Annotated in this window: 20 protein-coding genes and 1 tRNA gene; 10 read left to right on the top strand and 11 right to left on the bottom strand. The window is 70.8% G+C overall.

Features of this window, described 5'->3' with window-relative positions:
* Positions 1-59: 59 nt before the first annotated feature.
* Genes ASD84_RS15535 through ASD84_RS15520 form a run of 4 tightly spaced genes read right to left on the bottom strand, consistent with a single transcriptional unit; the run spans position 60 to position 3,556 of the window.
* Positions 60-1,463: an amidase gene (locus tag ASD84_RS15535; RefSeq protein WP_056712425.1), complete on the bottom strand. Its 1,404-nt coding sequence runs from the start codon at positions 1,461-1,463 to the stop codon at positions 60-62.
* Positions 1,464-1,518: 55 nt separating this feature from the next.
* Entirely contained in the window at positions 1,519-2,250 is a 732-nt protein-coding gene (locus ASD84_RS15530; protein ID WP_056712423.1) for an LrgB family protein, read from the bottom strand.
* Positions 2,247-2,618, bottom strand: a complete 372-nt coding sequence (locus ASD84_RS15525) for a CidA/LrgA family protein (protein ID WP_056712422.1) — start codon at positions 2,616-2,618, stop codon at positions 2,247-2,249. The genes ASD84_RS15530 and ASD84_RS15525 overlap by 4 nt, the downstream gene beginning before the upstream one ends.
* Positions 2,615-3,556, bottom strand: coding sequence for a pirin family protein (locus ASD84_RS15520; protein ID WP_235531139.1), 942 nt, complete (start codon positions 3,554-3,556; stop codon positions 2,615-2,617). Before ASD84_RS15520 ends, ASD84_RS15525 begins: the two co-directional genes overlap by 4 nt.
* A 93-nt stretch (positions 3,557-3,649) precedes the next feature.
* Between ASD84_RS15520 and ASD84_RS15515 the strand changes: the two genes are divergently transcribed.
* A complete protein-coding gene (locus ASD84_RS15515; protein ID WP_082573627.1) occupies positions 3,650-4,765 on the top strand; it encodes a glycosyltransferase in 1,116 nt (371 codons plus the stop codon).
* Positions 4,766-4,834: 69 nt separating this feature from the next.
* Entirely contained in the window at positions 4,835-5,926 is a 1,092-nt protein-coding gene (nemA, locus tag ASD84_RS15510) for an N-ethylmaleimide reductase (RefSeq protein WP_056712418.1), read from the top strand.
* Here the strand turns inward: nemA and mptB are convergent.
* Positions 5,902-7,425: a polyprenol phosphomannose-dependent alpha 1,6 mannosyltransferase MptB gene (gene mptB, locus ASD84_RS15505; protein WP_156392002.1), complete on the bottom strand. Its 1,524-nt coding sequence runs from the start codon at positions 7,423-7,425 to the stop codon at positions 5,902-5,904. The genes nemA and mptB overlap by 25 nt on opposite strands.
* A 172-nt stretch (positions 7,426-7,597) precedes the next feature.
* Between mptB and ASD84_RS15500 the strand changes: the two genes are divergently transcribed.
* The 6 genes from ASD84_RS15500 (at position 7,598) to ASD84_RS15475 (ending at position 15,015) form a co-directional block, all read left to right on the top strand.
* A complete protein-coding gene (locus ASD84_RS15500; protein WP_082573625.1) occupies positions 7,598-8,188 on the top strand; it encodes an RDD family protein in 591 nt (196 codons plus the stop codon).
* Positions 8,189-8,276: 88 nt separating this feature from the next.
* Positions 8,277-8,744 (top strand): nitroreductase family deazaflavin-dependent oxidoreductase, encoded by a 468-nt coding sequence (locus ASD84_RS15495; RefSeq protein WP_056712414.1) that lies wholly within the window; start codon positions 8,277-8,279, stop codon positions 8,742-8,744.
* 46 nt (positions 8,745-8,790) lie between these two features.
* On the top strand, positions 8,791-11,400 hold the full coding sequence (locus ASD84_RS15490) for an AMP-binding protein (protein ID WP_200954609.1): 2,610 nt from the start codon (positions 8,791-8,793) through the stop codon (positions 11,398-11,400).
* Positions 11,397-12,413, top strand: a complete 1,017-nt coding sequence (locus tag ASD84_RS15485) for an iron ABC transporter substrate-binding protein (protein WP_082573623.1) — start codon at positions 11,397-11,399, stop codon at positions 12,411-12,413. Before ASD84_RS15490 ends, ASD84_RS15485 begins: the two co-directional genes overlap by 4 nt.
* Before the next feature lie 65 nt (positions 12,414-12,478).
* A complete protein-coding gene (locus tag ASD84_RS15480) occupies positions 12,479-13,981 on the top strand; it encodes an ABC transporter permease (protein ID WP_235531138.1) in 1,503 nt (500 codons plus the stop codon).
* The gene (locus ASD84_RS15475) at positions 13,978-15,015 is read left to right on the top strand and encodes an ABC transporter ATP-binding protein (RefSeq protein ID WP_056712413.1); all 1,038 of its coding nucleotides are present in this window, start codon (positions 13,978-13,980) and stop codon (positions 15,013-15,015) included. The genes ASD84_RS15480 and ASD84_RS15475 overlap by 4 nt, the downstream gene beginning before the upstream one ends.
* A gap of 7 nt (positions 15,016-15,022) precedes the next feature.
* On the opposite strand, the gene ASD84_RS15470 is transcribed toward ASD84_RS15475, so the two are convergent.
* Entirely contained in the window at positions 15,023-16,072 is a 1,050-nt protein-coding gene (locus ASD84_RS15470; RefSeq protein WP_056712410.1) for an LD-carboxypeptidase, read from the bottom strand.
* Between the two features lie 155 nt (positions 16,073-16,227).
* Here ASD84_RS15470 and ASD84_RS15465 point away from each other — a divergent pair, with 155 nt between their 5' ends.
* Positions 16,228-17,505: a hypothetical protein gene (locus tag ASD84_RS15465; protein ID WP_056914065.1), complete on the top strand. Its 1,278-nt coding sequence runs from the start codon at positions 16,228-16,230 to the stop codon at positions 17,503-17,505.
* Positions 17,506-17,508: 3 nt separating this feature from the next.
* On the opposite strand, the gene ASD84_RS15460 is transcribed toward ASD84_RS15465, so the two are convergent.
* The 4 genes from ASD84_RS15460 to ASD84_RS15445 all read right to left on the bottom strand — a co-directional run bounded on the left by ASD84_RS15460 (position 17,509) and on the right by ASD84_RS15445 (position 20,062).
* Positions 17,509-17,895, bottom strand: a complete 387-nt coding sequence (locus ASD84_RS15460; RefSeq protein WP_056712382.1) for a DoxX family protein — start codon at positions 17,893-17,895, stop codon at positions 17,509-17,511.
* Between the two features lie 97 nt (positions 17,896-17,992).
* Positions 17,993-18,862: a hypothetical protein gene (locus tag ASD84_RS15455; protein ID WP_156392000.1), complete on the bottom strand. Its 870-nt coding sequence runs from the start codon at positions 18,860-18,862 to the stop codon at positions 17,993-17,995.
* A gap of 140 nt (positions 18,863-19,002) precedes the next feature.
* Positions 19,003-19,854, bottom strand: coding sequence for a hypothetical protein (locus ASD84_RS15450; protein ID WP_056712379.1), 852 nt, complete (start codon positions 19,852-19,854; stop codon positions 19,003-19,005).
* A 126-nt stretch (positions 19,855-19,980) separates the two neighbouring features.
* Positions 19,981-20,062: transfer RNA gene (locus ASD84_RS15445), tRNA-Tyr, on the bottom strand.
* A 130-nt stretch (positions 20,063-20,192) separates the two neighbouring features.
* Between ASD84_RS15445 and ASD84_RS15440 the strand changes: the two genes are divergently transcribed.
* Complete coding sequence (locus ASD84_RS15440; RefSeq protein ID WP_056712377.1) at positions 20,193-20,684, top strand: YajQ family cyclic di-GMP-binding protein; 492 nt, start codon at positions 20,193-20,195, stop codon at positions 20,682-20,684.
* 19 nt (positions 20,685-20,703) lie between these two features.
* Here the strand turns inward: ASD84_RS15440 and ASD84_RS15435 are convergent, their stop codons facing one another.
* Positions 20,704-21,690, bottom strand: a complete 987-nt coding sequence (locus ASD84_RS15435) for a DNA topoisomerase IB (protein WP_056712375.1) — start codon at positions 21,688-21,690, stop codon at positions 20,704-20,706.
* Position 21,691: the final 1 nt, after the last annotated feature.

Here is a 21,691-nt window from a genome sequence, read left to right as displayed (position 1 = left end):
CCGCAGAACGATACACGCGCTCCCGGCGGAAGGAGAAATCGGGCCGCACAGCGCCGAATTCAGGCGGTGATCCGGGCGAACGGACAGGCCTGTTCGAGCTCGTAGGCGAGCTCGATGAGCAGCGATTCCTGACCCGGTGCGGCCCCGAACATCATGCCCTGCGGGAGCCCGTTCGCGGCGGTCGCGAGGGGCAGCGAGATGGCCGGTGCACCCGTGACGTTCTGCCACGGCGTGAAGGCGACCCAGTCCATCAGCTTGTCGATGACCACGTCATAGCTCTGGGTCGGATCGAGGTGGCCGACCGGGGGCGTGGAGCAGCCGAGCGTCGGGGTCAGCGAGACGTCGTACTTCTCGTGAAAGAGCTCGGCGTGGGCATTGGCGCGCTTGAGGCGCGTGATCGCTCCCGGGACGCGGTGGATGTTGCGGCGCGCGTGCCGGGCCAGGCCGATCGTGAGGTTGTCGTGCTTCGCCTTCGACCAGGAGCGTCCGTGCATCGGCCGGCCGGTGGTCAGCATCGCCTGGGCGAGCAGCGCCCAGTAGAGGAGGAAGTCGTCGGCGAAGCCGGGTCCGATCGGCACCTCGGTCTCCGTCACCGTGTGGCCGAGGTCCTCGAGCATCGCCGCGGTCTTCTCGGTCAACGCCCGCGTCTCGGGGTCCGCACCCCGGCCGACGCCGCTGGTGTTGAGGGCGATCCGAAGCCGGCGCTTGATCGGCCGGGTCAGGTCACCGATCGGCGGCAGCGCGAGGTTGCGGTGGACCCGCTCGGCCTCGCGGTAGAACGCGGCGGTGTCGCGCACCGTGCGGGTCAGCACGCCGTCGGCCACGATCCGGATCGGCATCTCGCGCATGATCTTGTCCTGCGCCAACCGTCCCCGGGTGGGCTTGAGACCGACCAGTCCGTTGACGGACGCGGGGATCCGGATCGAGCCGCCGCCGTCGTTCGCGTGGGCGATCGGTACGGCGCCCGCCGCGACCAGTGCGCCCGAGCCGGCGCTGGACGCACCTGCCGTGTGGTCGGTGTTCCACGGAGTCCGGACCGCACCGAGGCGCGGGTGCTCGGCGGACGCGCTGAAGCCGTACTCGGACAACTGGCTCTTGCCGAGCGGGATCAGGCCCGTCGCGAGGTACATCTGCGCGAAGTCGCCGTCCTTCTTCGCGGGTCGGGGCACCCAGGCGTCGGTGCCCGACATGGTCGGCATGCCGACCACGTCGACGTTGTCCTTGACGAGGGTCGGCACCCCGGCGAAGAACGCGTCACCCGGTGTGGCTGCGTCGACCCGCGCCCGGTCGTAGGCGGTGAAGGCCATCGGGTTGAGCTCGCCCGCAACCTTCTCGATCCGGCTGATCGCCGCCTCGACCACTTCCTTCGCGGAGACCTTGCCGGCACCGAGGTGCTCGGCGAGGCCGACCGCGTCCAGGTCGCCGAGAGGGTCGTCGGAGAAGGCATGGACTCGCGTCGTCATGAGTCGAGACCGTAGCCCTCGCGCGGTCGCCGTGCGACCACAATCGGCACGGCGTTCAGAACAGGCAGACGGCCAGGACCGGGACCAGCAGGCTGATCGCCAGCGCCGAGAGCCCCATGGCGAGGCCGGCGAAGGCGCCCTCCGTCTCGTCCTCGCGGAGCATGCGCGAGGCACCGATGCCGTGCGAGACCGCGCCGATCGCGAGCCCGCGCGCCCGGCGGTCACGGATCCGGAGCAGGTTGAGCGTCGCCGGGCCGACGATGGCGCTGAAGATCCCGATGATGATCGCGAACACGGCGGCCAGGGGCGGGATGCCACCGAGCGCATCGGTCACCGCGATCGCCACGGGCGTCGTGGCCGCCTTGGTGGCCAGGGTCCGTTCGAGGTCGTCCCCCGCGCCGAGGGCACGGGCGAGCAGCACCGCGGAGACGATGGACACCACCGCACCGACGACGATCGCCACCAGCATCGGCACCACGAAGCCCCTGAGCCGATCGGCCTGACGGTGCAGCGGGATGGCGAGGGCGACAGTGGCCGGGCCCAGCCAGAAGGCGATCAGCTCGGTGGCGCTGCGGTAGTCGGCGTAGTCGACATCGAGCACGGTGATCGCGAGTCCGACCACCACGACCGTCACGAGGACCGGCTGGACGAGGGCGTGCCCGCCGGATCGTTGCTGCAGCCACCGGCCGAGCTGGTAGCCGCCGAGGGTGACGGCGAGCAGGGCCAGGGGTGAGCGCGCGACCTCGAGCGCCTGATCGAGGGCCTCGTTGACGGATGGGTCGATCATGCGGTGCCCAGGTCGTCACGAGGGCGGCCGAGCAGCCGCTCGAGCGCCACCGCGGTCCACCCGACTGCGGCCAGTCCGAGGAACCAGGAGCCCAGCATCGCCACCCCGATCGGCAGTGCCTCGCGACCGATCAGGCCGAGGTAGAGGACCACGCCGACGCCGGCCGGGACGAAGAAGAGCTGCAGGTGCCGCAGCAGCGCGGTGCCGGCGCGCACGATGGAGCCCGCATCGTCGTACCGACGGAGACGGAGGAAGCAGAACAGCAGCAGCATGCCCACGACCGGGCCCGGCACGGGCAGGTCCGCGACCCGGGTGACGAGCTCGCCGGCGAGCTGGAACGCGACCAGCCAGGTGAGTCCGGCAATCAACGACGTTCCTTGAGGCGCACGTTGGGCAGCACCGGCGCGGGGATCGGCTTCAGCGGCTGCTCGGGTACGACGCCGAAGCGGCCCGCTGCGACGAGGCGGCTGTCTCCCACGATCTCGCCGGCGGCGTCGGTGATCTGCGCGTGCCAGTCCGCGCGGAAGCCGGCGACCTCGTCGTGGGTGCGGCCGACGAAGTTCCACCACATCACGATCGGCTCACCGAAGGGCGGGCCGCCGAGCAGCAGCAGGCGGGCGCCCTCCGCACCGGCCACCAGCCGGATCTGTTCGGCACCTGGGGCGAGATAGGCGAGATCGGCGCTGCTCGCGTCGACCTCGTCGACGGTCACCGACCCGAGGTCGACCAGGACGCCGTGCTCGAAGGTCTCGTCGACGGGAACGACCAGGCTGGCGCCGGGATCGAGGACCAGCTCGGCACCCAGCAACGGCGTGAACGTGCTGACCGGCGAGGTGTCGCCCAGCACCGAGCCGAGGAACACCCGGGCGCGCCAGCCCGCGCCAGAGATCTCCGCAGGTGCGTGGTGCTGGAAGCCCGGGTCGGTGTGCCGATCGGCGTCCGGCAGGGCGACCCAGAGCTGCGCACCGTGCAGCACCGACGTGTCCGGCGTGGACACCTCGGAGTGGCTGATCCCGCGGCCCGAGGTCATCAGGTTGACCTCGCCCGGTCGCACCATCGCCACGTTGCCGGCGCTGTCGCGGTGCTCGATCTCGCCCGTGAACAGCCAGCTCACGGTCTGCAGCCCGGTGTGCGGGTGCGGGGCGACCTCCATGCCCCCGGTCTGGCTGACCTCGTCGGGGCCGTAGTGGTCCAGGAAGCACCACGCGCCGATCAGCGACCGTTCCCGCTGCGGGAGCGTGCGTCGTACCGTCATCGCGCGAGGCCCGCCGAGCGGCACCTCCCGGGGCGTCATCAACTCGACCATGCCCTTCATCCTTCCTCCCTCGTCAATCAGCCCGTCAACCGCAGGTGGGCTCGGGTTCACCGGCCGTGCGAATGACACGGACACAGTGGCAACGTGCGGATCGCTCAGCTGGCCAACTTCGTCGGATCGACCTCGGGAGGGATGCGGACCGCGCTCGAGCAGCTCGGGCGTGGGTACGTCGCCGCCGGGGTGGAGCGGCTACTGGTGATTCCCGGCCCGGTCGACGCCGTCCTCGAGACCGACCTGGGCGACGTCGTCCAGGTCCGCGCTCCCCGGGTCGGCGGCGGCTACCGCCTGATCGTCGAACCCTGGCGGGTGACCGACGTCCTCGAGCAGTGGAAGCCCACCAGCGTGGAGTGGAGCGACAAGCTCACCCTGCTGCCGGTGGCCTGGTGGGCCCGCCGCAACGATGTACGCAGCGTGTTGCTGTCGCACGAGCGGCTCGGGGACATGTTCGCCATGAGGACCGGCTTCGACACGACGTCCAAGGTGTCGATCGGCCTGCTGAACCGGTTGCTGGTCCGCAGCTTCGACACCGTCGTGGTGACCTCGCGCTACGCCGAGGGCGAGTTCCGCGCCGTTGCGGACTCGGCCGGGTGCCCCGTCGAGCGGGTCCCGCTGGGCGTGGACCTCGAGACCTTCCGGCCCGCTGTGGGGCGCGCCGAGGGCGGTCCGGAGCTCCGCCTGGTCCACGCCGGCCGGCTCTCGCGGGAGAAGTCGCCGCACCTCGCGGTCGCGACGGCCGTCGAGCTGCACCGGCGCGGCGTCCCCGTCCGGCTCGACGTGTACGGCGAGGGGCCGCACCGCGACGAGCTCGAGGACATCGCGGCGGGCGCGCCCGTCGAGTTCCACGGGTACGTCGACGGGCGCGCCGCGCTGCGTGACCGGCTCGCCTCCGCGGACATCGCGCTGTCGGTCTGCCCGGGCGAGACGTTCGGGCTGGCCGTCCTGGAGGCCCTGGCGTGCGGGACGCCCGTGGTGACCGCCAACCGTGGCGGGGCCCGCGAGCTCGTCACCGACGCGTGTGGCGCGTGGGGTGCCCCCGAAGCGGGCGCGCTGGCCGACGCGGTCGAGGGACTCGCGTCCCGGCCGCAGTCCCGCGTTCGGCGGGCAGCACGACTGCGCGCCGAGGCCTTCACGTGGGAGAACACCGTGGACCGGATGCTGGCGATCCACGCCGGCGACCGGGTCGGGGTCCTCAGCGCCTGAGTGCGCCTGGGAGCTGCCTGCGGAGGGTCGCCACGGAATACCCACCGCCAGGCTCCTGTTGCCGCTCTCGTGACCTCACTCTTCGACCCGCTCGACATCGGCACGACCGCACTGGCGAACCGGGTCCTGATGGCCCCGCTGACCCGGATGCGCGCGACCCCCGGGGTCGACGTACCGAACGACCTCATCGTCGAGTACTACCGGCAGCGGGCCGGCGCGGGCCTGATCGTCTCCGAGGGCACCCAGATCTCGCCGATCGGCAAGGGCTACATGGACACGCCGGGCATCTACAGCCCGGAGCAGGTCGAGGGATGGCGCAAGGTCACCGACGCAGTGCATGCCGAGGGCGGCCGGATCGCAGCGCAGATCTGGCACGTCGGACGGGTGTCGCACGAGTCGTTCCACGACGGCGCCCTGCCGGTCTCCGCCTCCGCCCTCCCGTACCGCAACCGGGCGACGATCAAGGGCGAGGACGGCCGGCCGCTGCGCGCGGACTGCCCCACCCCTCGCGCGCTGAGCCTCGACGAGATCGCAGAGACCGTCGAGGACTACCGTCGCGCGACGGCGAACGCCCGGGAGGCCGGGTTCGACCTGGTCGAGCTGCACGGTGCGCACGGCTACCTGTTGCACCAGTTCCTCGGTGAGCAGAGCAACCACCGCACCGACGAGTACGGCGGCTCCCAGGTGAACCGCGCCCGCTTCCCGCTGGAGGCCGTCGACGCGGCCATCGACGCCTGGGACGCAGCGCACGTGGGCATCCGGCTCTCACCCCAGGGCTCGTTCAACGGACTCGACGACGACGACCTGCCGATGGCGCTGTACCTCGCTGCCGAGCTCTCCCGCCGGAACGTCGCGTTCCTGCACCTCTCCGAGCCGGACTGGGCCGGTGGCCCGGTGATCGATGACGACTTCCGCAAGGAGCTGCGGGCCGCGTTCAACGGGGTGATCGTCGGCGCCGGGAACTACACCCCCGAGAAGGCAGAACGCCTGCTCGCCGCCGGCCTGATCGACGCGGCGGCGTTCGGTCGGCCGTTCATCGCGAACCCCGACCTGCCCGAGCGGTTCCGCATCGGCGCCGAGCTCAACGATCCGAACGGGGCGACCTTCTACGGCGGCGGCGCCGAGGGCTACACCGACTACCCCGCGCTGGCCGCGGGCTGATCTGTCGGGCTGCCGCTCGGCGCCAACGGCGCCACGATCCGGGCCAGCCGCTCGCGGGCGACCCGGGTGAACAGCAGCACGGGCATCAGCAGCGCGACGGTCATCGCGCCGATCACGATCGCGTAGTAGGCGCCGTGCAGCGACGAGTCGAGCGGTGCGACCAGGCCGAGCAGCAGCGACACCGCAACCAGGGCGCCTGTGGCGTGGCGGGGCAGCCGCTGTGTCGCGAGGAACGGCGGAAGCATCAGGAAGTACCAGAGGTGCACGACCGGCGACAGCAGCACGAAGGCCGCGGTCGTGAGCGCCACGGCGCCGAGAGCGGCGGGACGCGAGCCGGTCGGCCCGCGCAGCACCACCCACGCACCCACACCGAGCGCGACCAGCAGGCCCAGGGCCCGGACCAGGTCGCGGAACATCGCCGGGTCCGTGCCCAGACCCAGATGGAGCGCACCCCAGTCCAGGACGCCACCCACCAGGGTGGTCGCCGAGAGGGGGGTGTTGACCTCGCCGGGGACGGTCAGGGCGCGCAACCAGCCCGCACCGAGGCCGGTGACCACGCCCAGTCCCACGAGCGTTCCGACGGACACCGCCGCCACGGCCCCGAGGCGTCGTACCCGGGGCAGCAGGGCGGCTCCGGCCGGGAGCGAGACGATCACGATGCCGACGGCCACCAGGCCGCCCGGCACCTTCACTCCGGCAGCGACCCCGGCCAGCATCGCTCCCCAGACCCAACCGCGTTCGACCGCGACGACCAGCGCCGTGGCCATCAGACCCACCATGAGCAGGTCGTTGTGCAGGCCGGCGACCCCGTTGGCCATCATCAACGGCGACACCAGCACCAGCGCTGAGGCGATCGCCGGGTTCGCCCCGGTCCAGCCGGCGAGGCGGGGCACCGCCCAGGCCAGCAGGGCCAGTCCGACGAGTGCGATGCAGCGATGCGCGATCACCAGCATCCAGGGGTTGCCCGTGGTGCCGGCAGCGATGGCGCCGAGGAAGACGGGCACCGGCCCGTACGGCGTCGCCGTGTCCCACCAGAGCGGGTCGACCGCCTGCACGATCGGCGGCCCGGTGATCCACGGCCAGGGGATGAATTCGGCCGGCGCGAGCGCACCCGGTCCCCAGTCGTACGGCGACAGTCCGACCCGCGCGAGCATGCCCTGGGCGGCGTACGACCAGCCGTCGCGCGAGAACAGCGGCGGCGCCAGCACCAACGGGGCGCACCAGGCGGCCGTCGCGAACCGGACGAGAGCCACCCCTTCGGCGGGGTCCATCGTCTCCCTGTCCCCGACGGCGACCGTGCGGCACAAGCGCAACCAGGCATGGGCGAGGATCCCGAGTCCGGCGAGGACCACCACCAGACCGGCCATCCGGCCCACTTCCAGCCCGCGCAGCAGGTCGAGCGGCCCGACGTCGAGGACGGGCGTGCTCGGGGGAAGCGTCGCGGTGACGAGGCCACCGAGCAGCACCAGCACTCCGCCCAGGAGCCCACGCGTGATCACGATCGGACCGTAGTCAGGACGGTTGTCGGCCGGGCGGCGATTGTCGGGCGACGGGTTGAACGGGCCGACAACAGGGCAAGAACGCGCGTGCACCTGCTCGGAGGCGCTGATTTGCCCTAGATTGCTGACATTCCCCGGTGCTGTCGCGCACCACCTGACCCAAGGAGGACCCATGTCCTACAACGAGCCGCCGCCGCCTCCGGGAGGAAACCCCCCGCCGCCGCCTGGTGGCGGATATGGCGGAGCCCCGCAGTTCGGTGCCCCTGCCGGTGTCCCGCGTCCCGCCGAGCTGCTGAACCGCTTCCTGGCGCGCCTGATCGACCACGTCCTGCTCGGTGTCGTCTACGGCATCTTCTACGTGATCCTCAGTGCCATCTTCCTCACCGGGTTCAGCTACTCGTTCGGTGAGCAGTTCATCTTCTACACGCTGCTCGCCGTCATCCAGGCCGCCGGTTACCTCGCGTACTTCACCCTGCTCGAGTCCAACCGCGGCCAGACCATCGGCAAGATGATCCTGAAGCTGCGCACCTACGGGCCGGACGGCGTGAGCAACCCGACCGTCGAGCAGGCCGCCAAGCGCAACGCGTACTCCGCGCTCGGCATCCTGAGCATCATCCCGATCCTGGGCTGGTTCTTCCTCGGCTGGGCCGCTCCGCTGGCCGCAGTCATCTTCATCGCCGTGACGCTGAACAGCGACCAGCCCAACCACCAGGGCTGGCACGACAAGTTCGCCGGCGGCACGCGGGTCCTCCAGATCGGTTGATCCGAAGCACCTCGTGACGGGGCGTCCTCCATCGGGAGGACGCCCCGTTCCCCATTTCACTGCAACGCGTTCCACTAGGCTGCGCGGCATGGGAATCCTCACTCCAGTCGCGATCAAGATCGGGTCCCAGGCGTGGATGCCGAAGCTGCTGCCGCAGGTCACCTGGACGGATTCCCACCTCCAGCAGCTGACCCGTGGCCGCCTGAGCCTGCTGGACATCGCTGGCCTGCCGAACCTGATGCTCACCGTGGTGGGCCGCAAGTCCGGCATCCCGCGGTCGACGCCACTGCTCTGCGTGCCCTGGCGGGGCGGCTGGCTGATCGCCGGTTCCCACTTCGGCGCTCCCAAGGCGCCCGTGTGGACGCACAACCTGCGGGCCGCCGACACGGTGGAGGTCGCCTACCGGCGGCGGCAGTACACCTGCACCTGGCGCGAGCTCACCGACGCGGAGAAGGACAAGGCCTGGGCCCACATGCTGACGGTGTGGCCCAACTACGCGAAGTACACCGAGTGGACCGACCGGGTGATCCCGGTCTTCCTGCTCAATCCCATGTGAGGACAGGCATACCCAACTGAGGCGAGCCTTGCTTTACCCTGAATGAGTGGGGGAAGGCACGGGCAGCGCGCAGGTGGAACGGACGGTCCTCGCGACCGGGTTCGCCGTCGACCTCGCGCGCCACGGCAACCGTCCCGCGCTGCACACTCCTGACGGCTGCGTCAGCCATGCCGCGCTGGCTCGTCGCGTCGAAGCGGCACGCGCCGACCTCGAGGCCGTCGCCGGCCCGGCCCGTCAGCTCGTCCGGCTGCGCCCGTCCCCCACCATCGACTTCGTCGTGGCCTGGCTCGCCTCCCTGACCGGTGGCCACGCCACCCTGCTGACCCACAACGACGGCCTCGCCCGGGCCTACACCTCCTCCGTCGAGCACGACGACCGCGAGTGGCGTCCGACAGGTGCCCCCGCACCCGCGCTCCACCCCGACCTGCGGCTGCTGCTCAGCACGTCGGGCTCGACCGGGTCGCCCAAGCTCGTGCGCCTGTCGCAGGCCAACCTCGACGCCAACGCCGCCGCCATCGCGTCGTACCTCGGACTGCGGAGCGACGACGTCGCGGTCACCACGCTGCCGCTCGACTACTGCTACGGCCTCTCGGTGCTGCACAGCCACCTCGCCGTCGGTGCCTCGCTGGTGCTGGACGACCGGTCGGTCACCGACCCCGGGCTCTGGGCCCATGCTCGCGAGCGCGGAGTGACGTCGTTCGCGGGTGTCCCGCACACGTTCGACCTGCTCGGCGCTGCCGGCTGGCCCGAGCTGCCCGGTCTGCGCCAGGTGACACAGGCCGGTGGCCGGATGGCGCCGGAACGCGTCAGCGCGCTGGCCACCCAGGGCCGCCTCGAGGGCTGGGACCTCTTCGTCATGTACGGCCAGACCGAGGCGACCGCCCGGATGGCGTACCTGCCGCCGGACCTGACGCTGGACCATCCGTCGGCCGTCGGTGTCGCCGTTCCCGGCGGGAGCTTCCGGCTCGACCCGGTCGAGGGCACCGAGCCCGACGTCGGCGAGCTCGTCTACTCCGGCCCCAACGTGATGATGGGCTACGCGGAGTCCCCCGCCGACCTGGGTCGCGGCAGGGGCAGCGACGAGCTGCGAACGGGCGACCTCGCCCGGATCACCGACGGCCTCGTCGAGATCGTGGGACGTCGCTCGCGGTTCGCGAAGGTCTTCGGCGAACGCATCGACCTGGATCGCGTGCAGACCCTGCTCGGCCTCGGCGGACACGACGTGGCGTGCGCGGAAGCAGCCGACGGCTCCGGCCTGGTGGTGGCCGTGCCGGGCAGGTCCGACGCGATGGCACTCGACGAGGTGCGCGCCGCGACGGCCGCCGACACCCGGTTGCCCGGCCACGCGATCCGCGTCGTACCGGTCGATGCCCTGCCCCGTCTGGCGAACGGCAAGGTCGACCACCAGGCCGTCGCCCGCCTCGAGCCGACCGAGATCGTCGACCACGGCACGGCTGCCACGTCGATCGTGCGGCTCTACGAGCGGATCCTCGGGTGCGGCCCCGTCGGGCCGGACGACTCCTTCGTGAGCCTGGGTGGCGATTCGCTGTCCTACGTCGAGCTGTCGCTGCATCTCGAGCGCAGGATCGGCCGGCTGCCTGCCGACTGGCCACGACGCTCCGTCGAGGACCTCGCGACGCGGCTCGACCAGGCCGACCACCCCCGTCGCCGCGGCTGGGCCCGGCTCGACACCACGATCGCGCTGCGCGCGGCCGCCATCGTTCTCATCGTCGGCACCCACACCAACCTGTGGCTGCTCTACGGCGGCGCCCACGTGCTGCTCGCCGTCGCCGGCGCCAACTTCGCCCGCTTCCACCTCACCGACGAGACCTCCCGCGACCGGGTACGACGGGTGTTCCGGGCAACCAGCCGGGTCGTCGTGCCCGCCGTCCTGTGGATCGGCGCCGTGTCCCTGGTGACCGGCGACTACCCGTGGCGCACCGTGTTCCTGCTCAACGACGTCCTCGGCTCCCGGACCTGGTCGGAGCCGGCCTGGCACTACTGGTTCGTCGAGGTCATCGTGCTCCTCGCGGTCGGTGCCGGGCTGCTGCTGGCGATCCCGCGGGTGATGGTGCTCGAGCGCCGGCACCGCTTCACGCTCGCCGCCGGCCTCACCGCGATGGCGCTCGTGCCGCGCTTCTGGGCCACCGCGACGTCGTACGACGGCGACCTGATCCACTCCTCGACGTTCGTCGCGTGGCTCTTCCTGGGCGGGTGGGCCGCGTCGGTGGCCCGGAACGCGCCGCAGCGACTTCTCGTGACCGCGTTGCTGCTGGCCGGCACGTACGACTTCACCGGCGACCACGCGCGCGACCTGATGATCGCCGCCGGCGTCCTCCTGCTCGTGTGGGTGCCGGCAGTGCCGTGGCCGCGGATCCTGGTCGGCGTGACCGGGACGCTGGCGAGCGCATCGCTCTACATCTACCTGACCCACTGGCAGGTCTACCCCCACTTCGAGAACCGCTGGCCGCTCGGCGGACTGCTCGTCTCCCTCGCTGCCGGCGTCCTCACCTGGCACCTGGCTGGCCATCGTGACCGAGTGTGGCTCTGGCGCAGATCCGGGGCAGCAAGCTGCCCGTCGGCGCCTCCCGCCACGCTGCCGGTCAGACCTCCTCACTACGCTCACCATCGAACCGATCGACAGGAATCCCGATGAAGAACCGCCTGCTCCGCGCCGGACTCGGCCTCGCCGCCATCACCCTCGTCGCTCCGATGCTGGCTGCGTGCGGCGGTGACGACGAGCCGAAGCTGGTCATCTACAACGCCCAGCACGAGCCGCTGCTCAAGGAGCTCGCTCCGGCGTTCACCAAGGAGACCGGCATCGAGGTCGAGCTCCGCAACGGCAAGGACCTCGAGCTGTCCAACCAGCTCGTGCAGGAGGGCGACGCGTCGCCGGCCGACGTGTTCCTCACCGAGAACTCCCCCGCCATGTCGCAGGTGGAGGCGGCCGGCCTGTTCGAGAAGCTGCCCGCCGACCTGGTGGCACCGATCCCCGCGCAGTACCGCCCACGCAGCGGCCTGTGGACCGGCTTCGTGGCGCGCTCGACGGTGCTGGTCTACAACACCGACAAGGTCCAGGTGTCCGATCTCCCCGCGTCGATCCTCGACCTCGCGAAGCCCGAGTGGAAGGGGCGCATCTCCTTCTCACCGACCGGGGCCGACTTCCAGGCGATCGTGGCCGCCGTCCTCGAGCTCGAGGGCGCGAAGGCCACCAAGGCGTGGCTCGAGGGCATCAAGGAGAACGGCAAGGTCTACGACGGCAACAACCTCGTCCTGGAGGCCGTCGACTCCGGCGAGGTCGAGGTCGGCATCGTCTACCACTACTACTGGGAGCGGGACCACAAGGAGAACGGCGACGTCTCCGACCACAGCGAGCAGTACTACTTCGCCAAGCAGGACCCCGGCGCCTTTGTGAGCGTCTCCGGGGCGGGCGTCCTGAAGTCCAGCGACATGAAGGACGAGGCCGAGCAGTTCATCGAGTTCCTCGTGGGCGAGAAGGGCCAGCAGGTGCTGGCCGACAGCTATGCGCTGGAGTACCCGCTCAACCCGGCCGTCCAGCTCGAGGGCGTGGCCAAGCCGTTCAGCGAGCTCCAGCCGCCGGTGGTCAACGTGTCCGACCTCGACGCCAAGGCCGTCGTCGACCTGCTCACCGAGGTCGGTTTCCTCTGACGATCGACAGTCCCCTGCGTCGACCCCCTGCTGCCGGACGGCCGCGTGGGGTCGCTGCGCCTGCCTTGCCCCTCCTGGTCGTCGGCCTGCTGATCGCCGCTCTGACACTGGTGCCGCTCGGCTACGTCCTGTGGACCACGGCCGAGCTCGGCCGCGACGAGGCGGCGAACTTCCTGTGGCGGCCGCGGATCGGCGAGCTGCTCTGGAACACCACCCGGCTGCTGGTGGCGGGCGTCTTCACCAGCGTGGTGGTCGGTGTGGCCGGCGCCTGGGTGGTCGAGCGGACCGACGTACCGGCGCGGGTGTGGTGGCACGGACTGCTCTGCGCACCCCTCGCCGTCCCGGCGTTCGTCAACGGCTACGGCTGGGTCTCGCTGACCCACGACGTGCAGTCCTTCCCGGGTGCCGTCATGGTCGTGACGCTGTCGTACTTCCCGCTCGTCTACCTGCCCACCGTCGCCGCGCTGCGCCGCCTCGACCCCGCCGTCGAGGAGGTGGCCACCGCCCTCGGCAAGGGTCCGTGGCAGGTCTTCTTCCGGGTCACCCTTCCGGCGATCAGCCCGGCCGTACTGGGTGGTTCGCTCCTCGTGGGCCTGCACCTGCTGGCGGAGTACGGCGCCCTGCAGCTGCTCAACTACCCGACCCTGACGACGGCGATCCTCCAGCAGTACGCCACGGTCTTCAACGGCCCGGAAGCCACCCTGCTGGCCCTGGTGCTGGTCGTCTTCTGCCTCCTCCTGCTCGGCATCGAGCTGCTCCTGCGCGGCCGCCGGCCGCGGGCGCGCGTCGGGTCCGGCGCCAACCGGGCGTTCACGCCGATCCGCCTCGGGCGGCACAAGCCGTGGGTGGTCGGGTCGCTGGCCCTGCTGGCCGTGTGGGCGCTCGGGGTCCCGCTGGGCAGCCTCGCCCGGTGGCTCGCGCGCGGCACCTCGGCCGGCGTGGACATGAGCGAGCTGGGCGGCGCGCTCTGGTCGACGTTGATGCTCGCCGTCCTCGGCGGCGCGCTGGCGACGGCGGCCGCCGTCCCCGTCGTGTGGTTGGCCGTCCGGCACCGCAGCCTGCTGACCACCGCCATCGAGCGCAGCGTCTACACCGCGAGCGCAATGCCCGGCATCGTGATCGCCCTGGCGCTGGTCACCGTGTCGATCCGCGTGGTGCCGTCGATCTACCAGACCCTCGGCCTGCTGCTGATCGGCTACCTGATCCTCTTCCTGCCCCGCGCGGTCGTCAGCGTCCGGGCCACCTTCGAGCTCGTGCCGCCGGGCATCGAGGAGGTCGGGCGCAGTCTCGGCTGCACCGGGCCGGAGGTCGCCCGACGTGTCACGCTGCCGCTCGTCGTACCCGGTCTGGCAGCGGCCGCGGCGCTGGTCGCGCTCGCGGTCTCGACCGAGCTCACGGCCACCCTGCTGCTCGCCCCGATCGGCACCGATACGCTCGCCACCGAGTTCTGGTCCGATGCCTCCTCGATCGCCTACGGTGCCGCGGCGCCGTACGCACTGGCGTTGATCCTGCTCTCCGTCCCGTCCACCTGGCTGCTGGCGCGGCTGAGCATGAGGAGCCGTTCATGAACGCGCTCGAGATCCGTGGCCTCGAGGCCGGGTACGGCGGCGCGCCGGTCCTGCACGGCCTCGACCTCGTCGTGCCCAGCGGCGTGACCTCGATCCTCGGGTCGTCGGGCTGCGGCAAGACGACCCTGCTGCGTGCGGTCGCCGGCTTCGTCCGTCCCTCCGGTGGCAGCATCACGGTCGCCGGCACCGAGGTCGTCGGCGGCCGGCGCAGCGTGCCCGCACGCCAACGCGGACTCGGCTACGTGCCGCAGGAGGGCGCGCTGTTCCCGCACCTCACGGTCGCGCGCAACGTCGCCTTCGGCTTGCCGCGCGCCGAGCGCCGCAACGCCCACGGCCGGGTGTCCGAGGCCCTCGAGCTCGTCGAGCTCGCCCCCGAGCTCGCCGGCCGGTTCCCGCACGAGCTGTCCGGGGGCCAGCAGCAGCGCGTGGCGCTCGCCCGGGCGCTGGCTCCTCGTCCGAAGCTGGTCCTGCTCGACGAACCGTTCTCCTCCCTCGACGCGTCCTTGCGTGAGGAGACCGGGCGGGCCGTCGTACGCGCCCTGCGGGCAGCCGATGCCGCCGCCGTGCTGGTCACGCACGACCAGGGCGAAGCGCTGTCACTGGCCGACCAGGTGGCGGTGATGGTCGACGGCCAGTTCCTCCAGGTCGCGCCGCCCACGACGGTCTACCTCGAGCCCGCCGATCCGCGGGTCGCCTCGTTCATCGGCCACGCGTCGCTGCTCCCCGGGCAGGTCGATGCGTCGGGTGCCGGCCAGTGCGCGCTCGGCACCGTGACGACGCAGTCGCCGGTCGGTCCCGGAGGAGCCGCGCAGTTCGCGGTCCGCTCCGAGCAGCTCCAGATCCGGCCCGCCGACGGCGACGGCACCCCCGGCGAGGTGCTCGACGTCAGCTTCTTCGGCCACGACGCGACCATCCGGGTCCGGCTCGCGTCCGGCGAGCACGTCGCGGCGCGTACGCCGGCCGACTCCGTCCCGTTGCCGGGTGACCGGGTGCGGGTCGGCGTGGTCGGCCACGTCGTTGCGTTCCCCGCCTGACCGCTCCTCAGGCGTAGTCGGCCCACACCCGCTGCTGGGCTCCGTCGACGGTCATCTGGCCGCCGTGGGGCACGATCCACTGCGGTCGGGTGTGGCCGAACGGAATGCCGACGCACAGCACGGCATCGGGGTTGTAGCGCGCCACCTCGGCTGCCACCGCGTCGCGCTGCGCCGCCCTCAGGCTGACCCGCTCGGCAGGTGAGGGCTGCCGGTCGAAGTCGGAGACCGGCGGGCGTGCGACCAGGACGGCGTCGACCGCGGCGAGCACGCCGCGCTCCCCCAGCGCCCGCACGATCCAGCCCACCTCGCGGGCCGGCAGGAGCTCCTCGGATGCCTCCAGCAGGAGCACGCCGCCTTCCAGGTCGGCCAGGTCAGCGTCGAACCGCCCCGCGATGAACAGCTGGGGAAGGACCTCGAAGCAACCACCCCAGGTGGGGCCGGTCACGGCCCGCTGCGGACCGAACCACTCCCACGGCTCGCTGGGCTCGCGGGCGCCGTACTCACTCAGGGCGAGGGGGTCGTCCCACCCGAGCCCGATGTCCTGCGACCAGTCCGGGCGGGTGAGCTCAATCCGTTCCCCCGTCAGCAACGCGGAGCGAAGCGCGAGCGCATGGATGTCGTCGACGGCCGGCCCCGGACCGAGCTGGACCTGGGTGGATCCGCCGTAGAAGCTGGCGATCCCCGCCGACCACAACCACTGGTGGAGGTGGGTGTTGTCGCTGTAGCCCACGAAGGGCTTCGGGTCCGCGCGCGCCAGATCGGCATCGAGGTGCGGGATCACGGTGATCTGGTCGATCCCGCCGACCACTGCGTGGATCGCGCGGATCGTCGGGTCGGCGAACGCGGCATTGATGTCGGCCGCACGCGCCTCGGGGCTCGCGCCGACCTGACGGGTGGTCGGGAACTCCACCGGCTCGAGCCCGGTCACCTCCCGCAGCCGGACCATGCCCTGCTCGTGCACCTCGGGGAAGGCGCCCGCCGCCGCGAAGGACGGGGACAGGACGGCGATCCGGTCTCCCGGACGGGCCTTGGGCGGGTGGATCAGCTCGCGGCTCATGGCTCCAGTCAAGCACCGGGTACGGCGCATCGCCGACCGCTTTTCGGGCCGCTTCTCCGGGGCGTCGGCCAGTGTCCGCCCATTCGTCCACGCCGCGGCGGCGGATGGGGTTTCATGGCCGGACCAAACGTTCGCCGTCTCGGGAGATCTCTTCGATGAAGCGCCTTGTCCTTGCTGTGCTGGCCCTCGCCCTGGCCGCGACGGTCCACCCGGTCACCTCGTCGGCCGAGCCGGTCAGTGCCCGTGAGGGCGTGACCCTCGAGGTCACCCCGCGACGAATCGTGATGGCTCACGCCTACGAGTGGGTGACCTGGAGCTTCTCCGGCCTCGACGTCCAGGACCGGACCTGTGACCTGTACTTCCAGAGCCGCGCGTCCGGCGAGTACCACTACCTCGGCGCCAGCGTCAGCGTCGGTCACCTGAGCGGCGTCTTCAACTACTACGGAGGTGGCGTCCGGCATCCCGGGGCGTACCGGCCCGTCGTCCGTTGCACGCGGCCCCAGTCCACCGTCCTCGACAACTACCCCGCGGCGTACGACATCGTCATCAAGTACGGCTCGCGTGCTGGCGTGCGTTCAGTGAGTCGCGGGTCCGGCGGCACCACGGTCAAGGGTGTGGCGAAGGTCTGGGACCCCGCGGACCTCGTCTTCCGCGGCTGGGCGAACGCGCGCGTCGCCGTACAGGTGAAGAAGCCGTCGGGCTGGACGACGGCGCGCATCGTCACCTCGGGGGCCGGTGGCGCCGTGAAGGCGACCTTCTCGACCACGAGCAACTGGTCCTGGCGACTGGTCACCCTGGGGAGCTCGCGCGCGTGGCCCTCGACCCTTGCGTCTCCCCCGATCCCGCTCTCGAAGACACTGCGCATCGACGCAGTGCCGGAACGGATCGCGGTCAACCAGGACTTCGCACCGGTCACCTGGGCGGCATCGCGCACGGATGGCGAGGCCCTGAGCTTCTGCAACCTGTGGGTCGAGAACAAGCGATCCCGCGATGGCATCGCCGACGACGCCGACCTGCGGGAGAACCAGAGCAGCGGACAGATGCGGATCTACCACGCCAACGTCGAACCGGGTCTGCACAACGTGGTCATGGAGTGCCACACCTCGGGCGTGGCCGTCGACGAGGTCATGATCAAGTGGGGCTCGCGTTCCCGCGCCAGCTCCGTCACCCGGTCCTCGGGCCGTACCGCGGTCAAGGGTGTGGTGAAGCGCTGGACCATCTACGAGGGCGGCAAGTTCATCGGCTGGTCGAACGCCCGGGTCGCCGTACAGGTGAAGAAGGCGTCCGGCTGGACCACGGCCCGGATCGTGAGGGCCAGCGCGAGCGGTGCCGTCTCCGCAACGTTCTCGACCTCGACCAACCTGCCCTGGCGCCTGGTTGCGTTGGAGAGTCCCCACGTCTGGGGGTCCACCTCCGCCGCCGCCCAGGGCTGAGCGTCACCAACCCCACTGCTCGGGGCCGAAGCGGCCCCACGCCACGAACAGGCAGGCGGCCATGAACACCAGGTCGCCGACCAGCGCGCCGTACTCCGCCCGGCGGAGTCGGGTGGTGGCCGCACCCGACATGTAGAGCGCCATCCCCGAGGCGGCGATCGGTACGAGGACAGGGGCGATGTCGAGCGCGCCGGGCAGGACCATTCCCAGCCCGCCGAGCGCCTCGATCACGCCGATGACCTTGAACGTGGCCGGCGGGAATTCGCTCGCCCACGCGGCGCTGTCCCCCAGCCCGGCGAACCGGTCCCTGCCGAGCACCACCTTGACGACGCCACCGACCACGTACGCCGTACCGAAGACTCCGGCGACGATCCACAACGCGAGATCCATGTCTGCTCCTGACGAGGGGCGCTCGTACGGCGCCCGATCACCCACCAGACACCGACGGGGGCAGCGCTGTGACAGGAGCAGACCGGTTGACCGGAACTCAGCAGATCACCGTCAGGAAGAAGCCGGTGTTGATCGCGGTGCCATTGTCGCCGCGGCGGACGACGACGGTGGCGACCGGACTTCCGGACGAAGTGAAGACCGCGACGATCGCGTTGCCGTTCCAGGATCCGCCGTTGTAACCGCCAGGCGTTCCGGTCACTGCACACGAGGCTAGAGGGCGGCCGAAGTTGACGCGGTAGAAGCCGGGGCCGTCCAGCGACGAGGAAACCGCGCCAAAGCTCAGCGTGCCAGCGTCGGTGACATGGGCCTTGAGCACCACGGGTACGGGCGCAGGCGCCGGAAGTGATTCCCAGGCGACCGTGCCGTTCCCCTGGTTGGTCAGCACCTGGCCGTCACCACCTCCTGTGCCACTGATCCCGGCAGCAGTGACGAGTGTGGAGTACCCGGTGATCTTCACCCCCAGCGTCGCTGCGGCGAGGCTCGAGTTCGTCGCCACGACCTTGTTCGAGTTACCGAGGTTGACGCGCACCGTCCCGGCGCCGGACCCGCCAGCGGCCCAGGACACGGTCGTCGGCGATCCGTTCCCCGGCTCCCCGAGCGGAGCGAAGGACACCGTGCCCGCCTTCGTACCCTTCACCGTGACGGCAAGCTCGACGACAAGTGCGTTGGTGGGCACCGTCGTCGTACCGCCGCTCGCCACGAACGTGAACGTCTTGCCTGCGGAGACCGCCGCCGCGGTGGAGATCACCTTCACCGGCGTCAAGGGTGTGATGGCCACCCCGGTCGTGCCGGAGGTCGCGGTTGCCCCGGTCAGGCCGAAGGCGAGCAGCAGCAGCGTCAGCGCGCCGACGACCAGCGGCAGACGCCGCGGGCTGGTCGTCGGAGAAGGACGGGCAGGCACGGGCATGATCACTCCAGGGTCAGGTGGACCCTCCCCATCACGAACGCTAGACGGCGATCCAGCACCCGCACATGGTCACAACGAACCATTTCCAGGAGCGGTGCCCGTTCGCAGGCCCGGCACCTTCCACAGCGCCCCGCCGCAACTCAACAGGTCACCGTCAGGAAGAACCCGGTGTCGACCGGTTGCGCAGTGTCGGTGCGGTGGGACAACACCGTCACGATCGAACTGCCAGGAGACGAGGTGACCGACAGATGAGCGAGGACGTTCCAGGATCCGTTGGCATAGGAACCCGGCATCGCAGTGACCGTGCAGGTGGCGAGCAAGCGACCGAAGTTGACGCGATAGACCCCCAGGCTGTCCCGTGAGGAGGTGACCGGGCCGAAGATCGAGTACCCGGCCTGGGCGACATAGACCCTGACAGCCTGAGGCACCGGCTCCCAGCCGACCGTGCCGTTGCCCTGGTTCGTCAGCACCGTTCCGTCGGCCCCGCCGACCCCGCTGATCCCCGCAGCCGTGACCAGTGTAGCGTACCCGGTGATCTTCACCCCCACCGTCGCCGCAGCAAGGCTCGAGTTCGTCACCACGACCTTGTTCGAGTTACCGACGTTGACCTTCACCGTGCCCGCACCCGACCCACCCGCAGCCCAGGACACCGTCGACGGCGACCCGTTGCCCGGCTCACCCAGCGGAGCGAAGGACAAGGTCCCCGCCTTCGTGCCCTTGACGGTGATCGCCAGCTCGACCACCAGCGCGTTGGTGGGCACCGTCGTCGTACCGCCCGTCGCCACGAAGGCCCAGGTCTTGCCGGCAGCGACCGACACCCCGGCCGTGATGGTCCTGACCGGCGTCAACGGAGTGATCGCCACCCCCGTCGTACCTGAGGTCGCCGTGGCCCCCGTCAGCCCGAAGGCGAGAAGCAACATGGTCAGCAGCCCGACGATCAGGGGCAGACGGCGCGAGCCAGGGGCACGCGGGGCAGGGGACGTCACGGGCATGGTGCACTCCAGGGTCGCGAAGGGACCCTCCCCACGCCGAACGCTAGACCACACGTCACCCGGGTGTTTGCGGGAACGACGAAACCCGGCCCCCCTTGCAGGGGGCCGGGCTTCGCACTCTTGCCGTGGCAGATGCAGGATTCGAACCTACGTAGGCGTTGCCGGCTGATTTACAGTCAGCTCCCTTTGGCCGCTCGGGCAATCTGCCTGGCTTGTTGTCGACCCCGTTCCACGCCTATGGAACAGCCCTGTGTTGGATGGTCTTCAACGACGAGAAAGAATAGCGCAGCACGCGCCGTCCGACGAAACCGCATCGACAACCCAGCTAGGTGACAACCATGGCCGACTCCTCCTTCGACATCGTCAGCAAGATCGACCGCCAGGAGGTCGACAACGCTCTCGGGCAGGCCGCCCGCGAGATCTCCACCCGCTTCGACTTCAAGGGCACGGGCGCCACGATCGAGTGGAAGGGCGAGCACGCGATCGAGATCACCGCGTCCGCCGACGACCGCGCCAGCGCCGTCCTCAGCGTCTTCCAGGACAAGCTGATCAAGCGCGACCAGTCGCTGAAGATCCTCGACGCCTCGGAGCCGCGCGCGTCGGGCCAGCAGTCGAAGATCGACATCGTGCTCAAGGAGGGCATCACCTCCGAGGACGCCAAGAAGATCTCCAAGCTGATCCGCGACGAGGGCCCCAAGGGTGTCAAGGCGCAGATCCAGGGCGACGAGCTGCGCATCTCCTCCAAGAAGCGCGACGACCTCCAGGCCGTGCAGCAGCTGGTGAAGTCGCAGGACCTCGAGTTCGCGGTGCAGTTCACCAACTACCGCTGATCCGCACCCAGAAGCGACCTCAAGCATGCTCCTCGATCAGCCGGGCCACCGCGCGGTCCAGCGCGTCCGGTCCGCCAGGGACCGGGTCCAGCACGGTTCCTGAGTCGAACAGGTCGATGACCCGCGGATCGACGTACGACGAGCGCGCGACCGTCGGGGTGTTCCCCAGCAGCTCCGCCGCCTCCGCCACGGCCTCACGGACCCTTTTGGCGCGCCCGGTCCTCGACGTCGGCAGCGGTGGCTGCGCGAGTACGACGGCAGCGGTGATGGTTGCGTGCCAGGTGCGGAAGTCCTTCGCGGTCATGTCGAGCCCGGTGAGGGCGCGGATGTACCCGTTCAGCTCGTCCGCGGTGACCGGCTGCCACCGCGAGCCGACCTTCGACGCCAGCAGCCGGGCGCCGGCCGGGCGCCTCCTCGCCGCCTCCAGCGCAGCCATGACGGCAGGGTCGTCGATGGTCACCTCGTGCTCGATGCCGGCCTTTCCCGCGAAGCGGAACACCAGACGGTCCTTCTCCCGACGCAGGTGACGTCGCTCCAGCGTGGTCAGTCCTCGGCTGCCGAACTCGTCCGCTGACTCGTCCGAGCCCGGGCGGAAGCAGCCCAGGTCGATCAGCCGGACACCGACGGCCAGGATCCGGCGACGCTCGACCTCGTCGTCGCCCGACGGGGCGAGCAGCTGGCGGCGGAGCTTGCGTCGCAGTCCCGGCAGCGTCCTGGCCAGCTGGTGGACCCGCTCGAACTTCTCCAGGTCGCGCTGCTCGCGCCAGTGCGGGTGATAGAGGTACTGGCGCCGTCCGGCGTCGTCGGTGCCGACCGCCTGCAGGTGGCCACGGGGGTGCGGACAGATCCAGACCTCGGTCCACGCGGGCGGGATGACGAGACCACGGATCCGGTCGACGTCCGCCTCCGACAGCGCCTCGCCCTGCGCATCGACGTACCGGAACCCTCGCCCGTGCCTGATCCTGCGCCAGCCGGGCTCCTGGCACGAGACAGTCCGCAATCGCATC

The organism is Nocardioides sp. Root682 (assembly GCF_001427795.1).
In the GTDB taxonomy this organism is placed as follows: domain Bacteria; phylum Actinomycetota; class Actinomycetes; order Propionibacteriales; family Nocardioidaceae; genus Nocardioides.
Note: the sequence above shows the minus strand (reverse complement) of the source record. Positions and strands in the feature narration are given on the sequence as shown.

Coding starts and splice junctions, on each gene's coding strand:
- ASD84_RS15535 (WP_056712425.1), bottom strand. CDS start 1,463: ATGACGACGCGAGTCCATGCCTTCTCCGACGACCCTCTCGGCGACCTG.
- ASD84_RS15530 (WP_056712423.1), bottom strand. CDS start 2,250: ATGATCGACCCATCCGTCAACGAGGCCCTCGATCAGGCGCTCGAGGTC.
- ASD84_RS15520 (WP_235531139.1), bottom strand. CDS start 3,556: ATGGTCGAGTTGATGACGCCCCGGGAGGTGCCGCTCGGCGGGCCTCGC.
- ASD84_RS15500 (WP_082573625.1), top strand. CDS start 7,598: ATGTCCTACAACGAGCCGCCGCCGCCTCCGGGAGGAAACCCCCCGCCG.
- ASD84_RS15495 (WP_056712414.1), top strand. CDS start 8,277: ATGGGAATCCTCACTCCAGTCGCGATCAAGATCGGGTCCCAGGCGTGG.
- ASD84_RS15485 (WP_082573623.1), top strand. CDS start 11,397: ATGAAGAACCGCCTGCTCCGCGCCGGACTCGGCCTCGCCGCCATCACC.
- ASD84_RS15475 (WP_056712413.1), top strand. CDS start 13,978: ATGAACGCGCTCGAGATCCGTGGCCTCGAGGCCGGGTACGGCGGCGCG.
- ASD84_RS15470 (WP_056712410.1), bottom strand. CDS start 16,072: ATGAGCCGCGAGCTGATCCACCCGCCCAAGGCCCGTCCGGGAGACCGG.
- ASD84_RS15465 (WP_056914065.1), top strand. CDS start 16,228: ATGAAGCGCCTTGTCCTTGCTGTGCTGGCCCTCGCCCTGGCCGCGACG.
- ASD84_RS15460 (WP_056712382.1), bottom strand. CDS start 17,895: ATGGATCTCGCGTTGTGGATCGTCGCCGGAGTCTTCGGTACGGCGTAC.
- ASD84_RS15455 (WP_156392000.1), bottom strand. CDS start 18,862: ATGCCCGTGCCTGCCCGTCCTTCTCCGACGACCAGCCCGCGGCGTCTG.
- ASD84_RS15450 (WP_056712379.1), bottom strand. CDS start 19,854: ATGCCCGTGACGTCCCCTGCCCCGCGTGCCCCTGGCTCGCGCCGTCTG.
- ASD84_RS15440 (WP_056712377.1), top strand. CDS start 20,193: ATGGCCGACTCCTCCTTCGACATCGTCAGCAAGATCGACCGCCAGGAG.
- ASD84_RS15435 (WP_056712375.1), bottom strand. CDS start 21,690: ATGCGATTGCGGACTGTCTCGTGCCAGGAGCCCGGCTGGCGCAGGATC.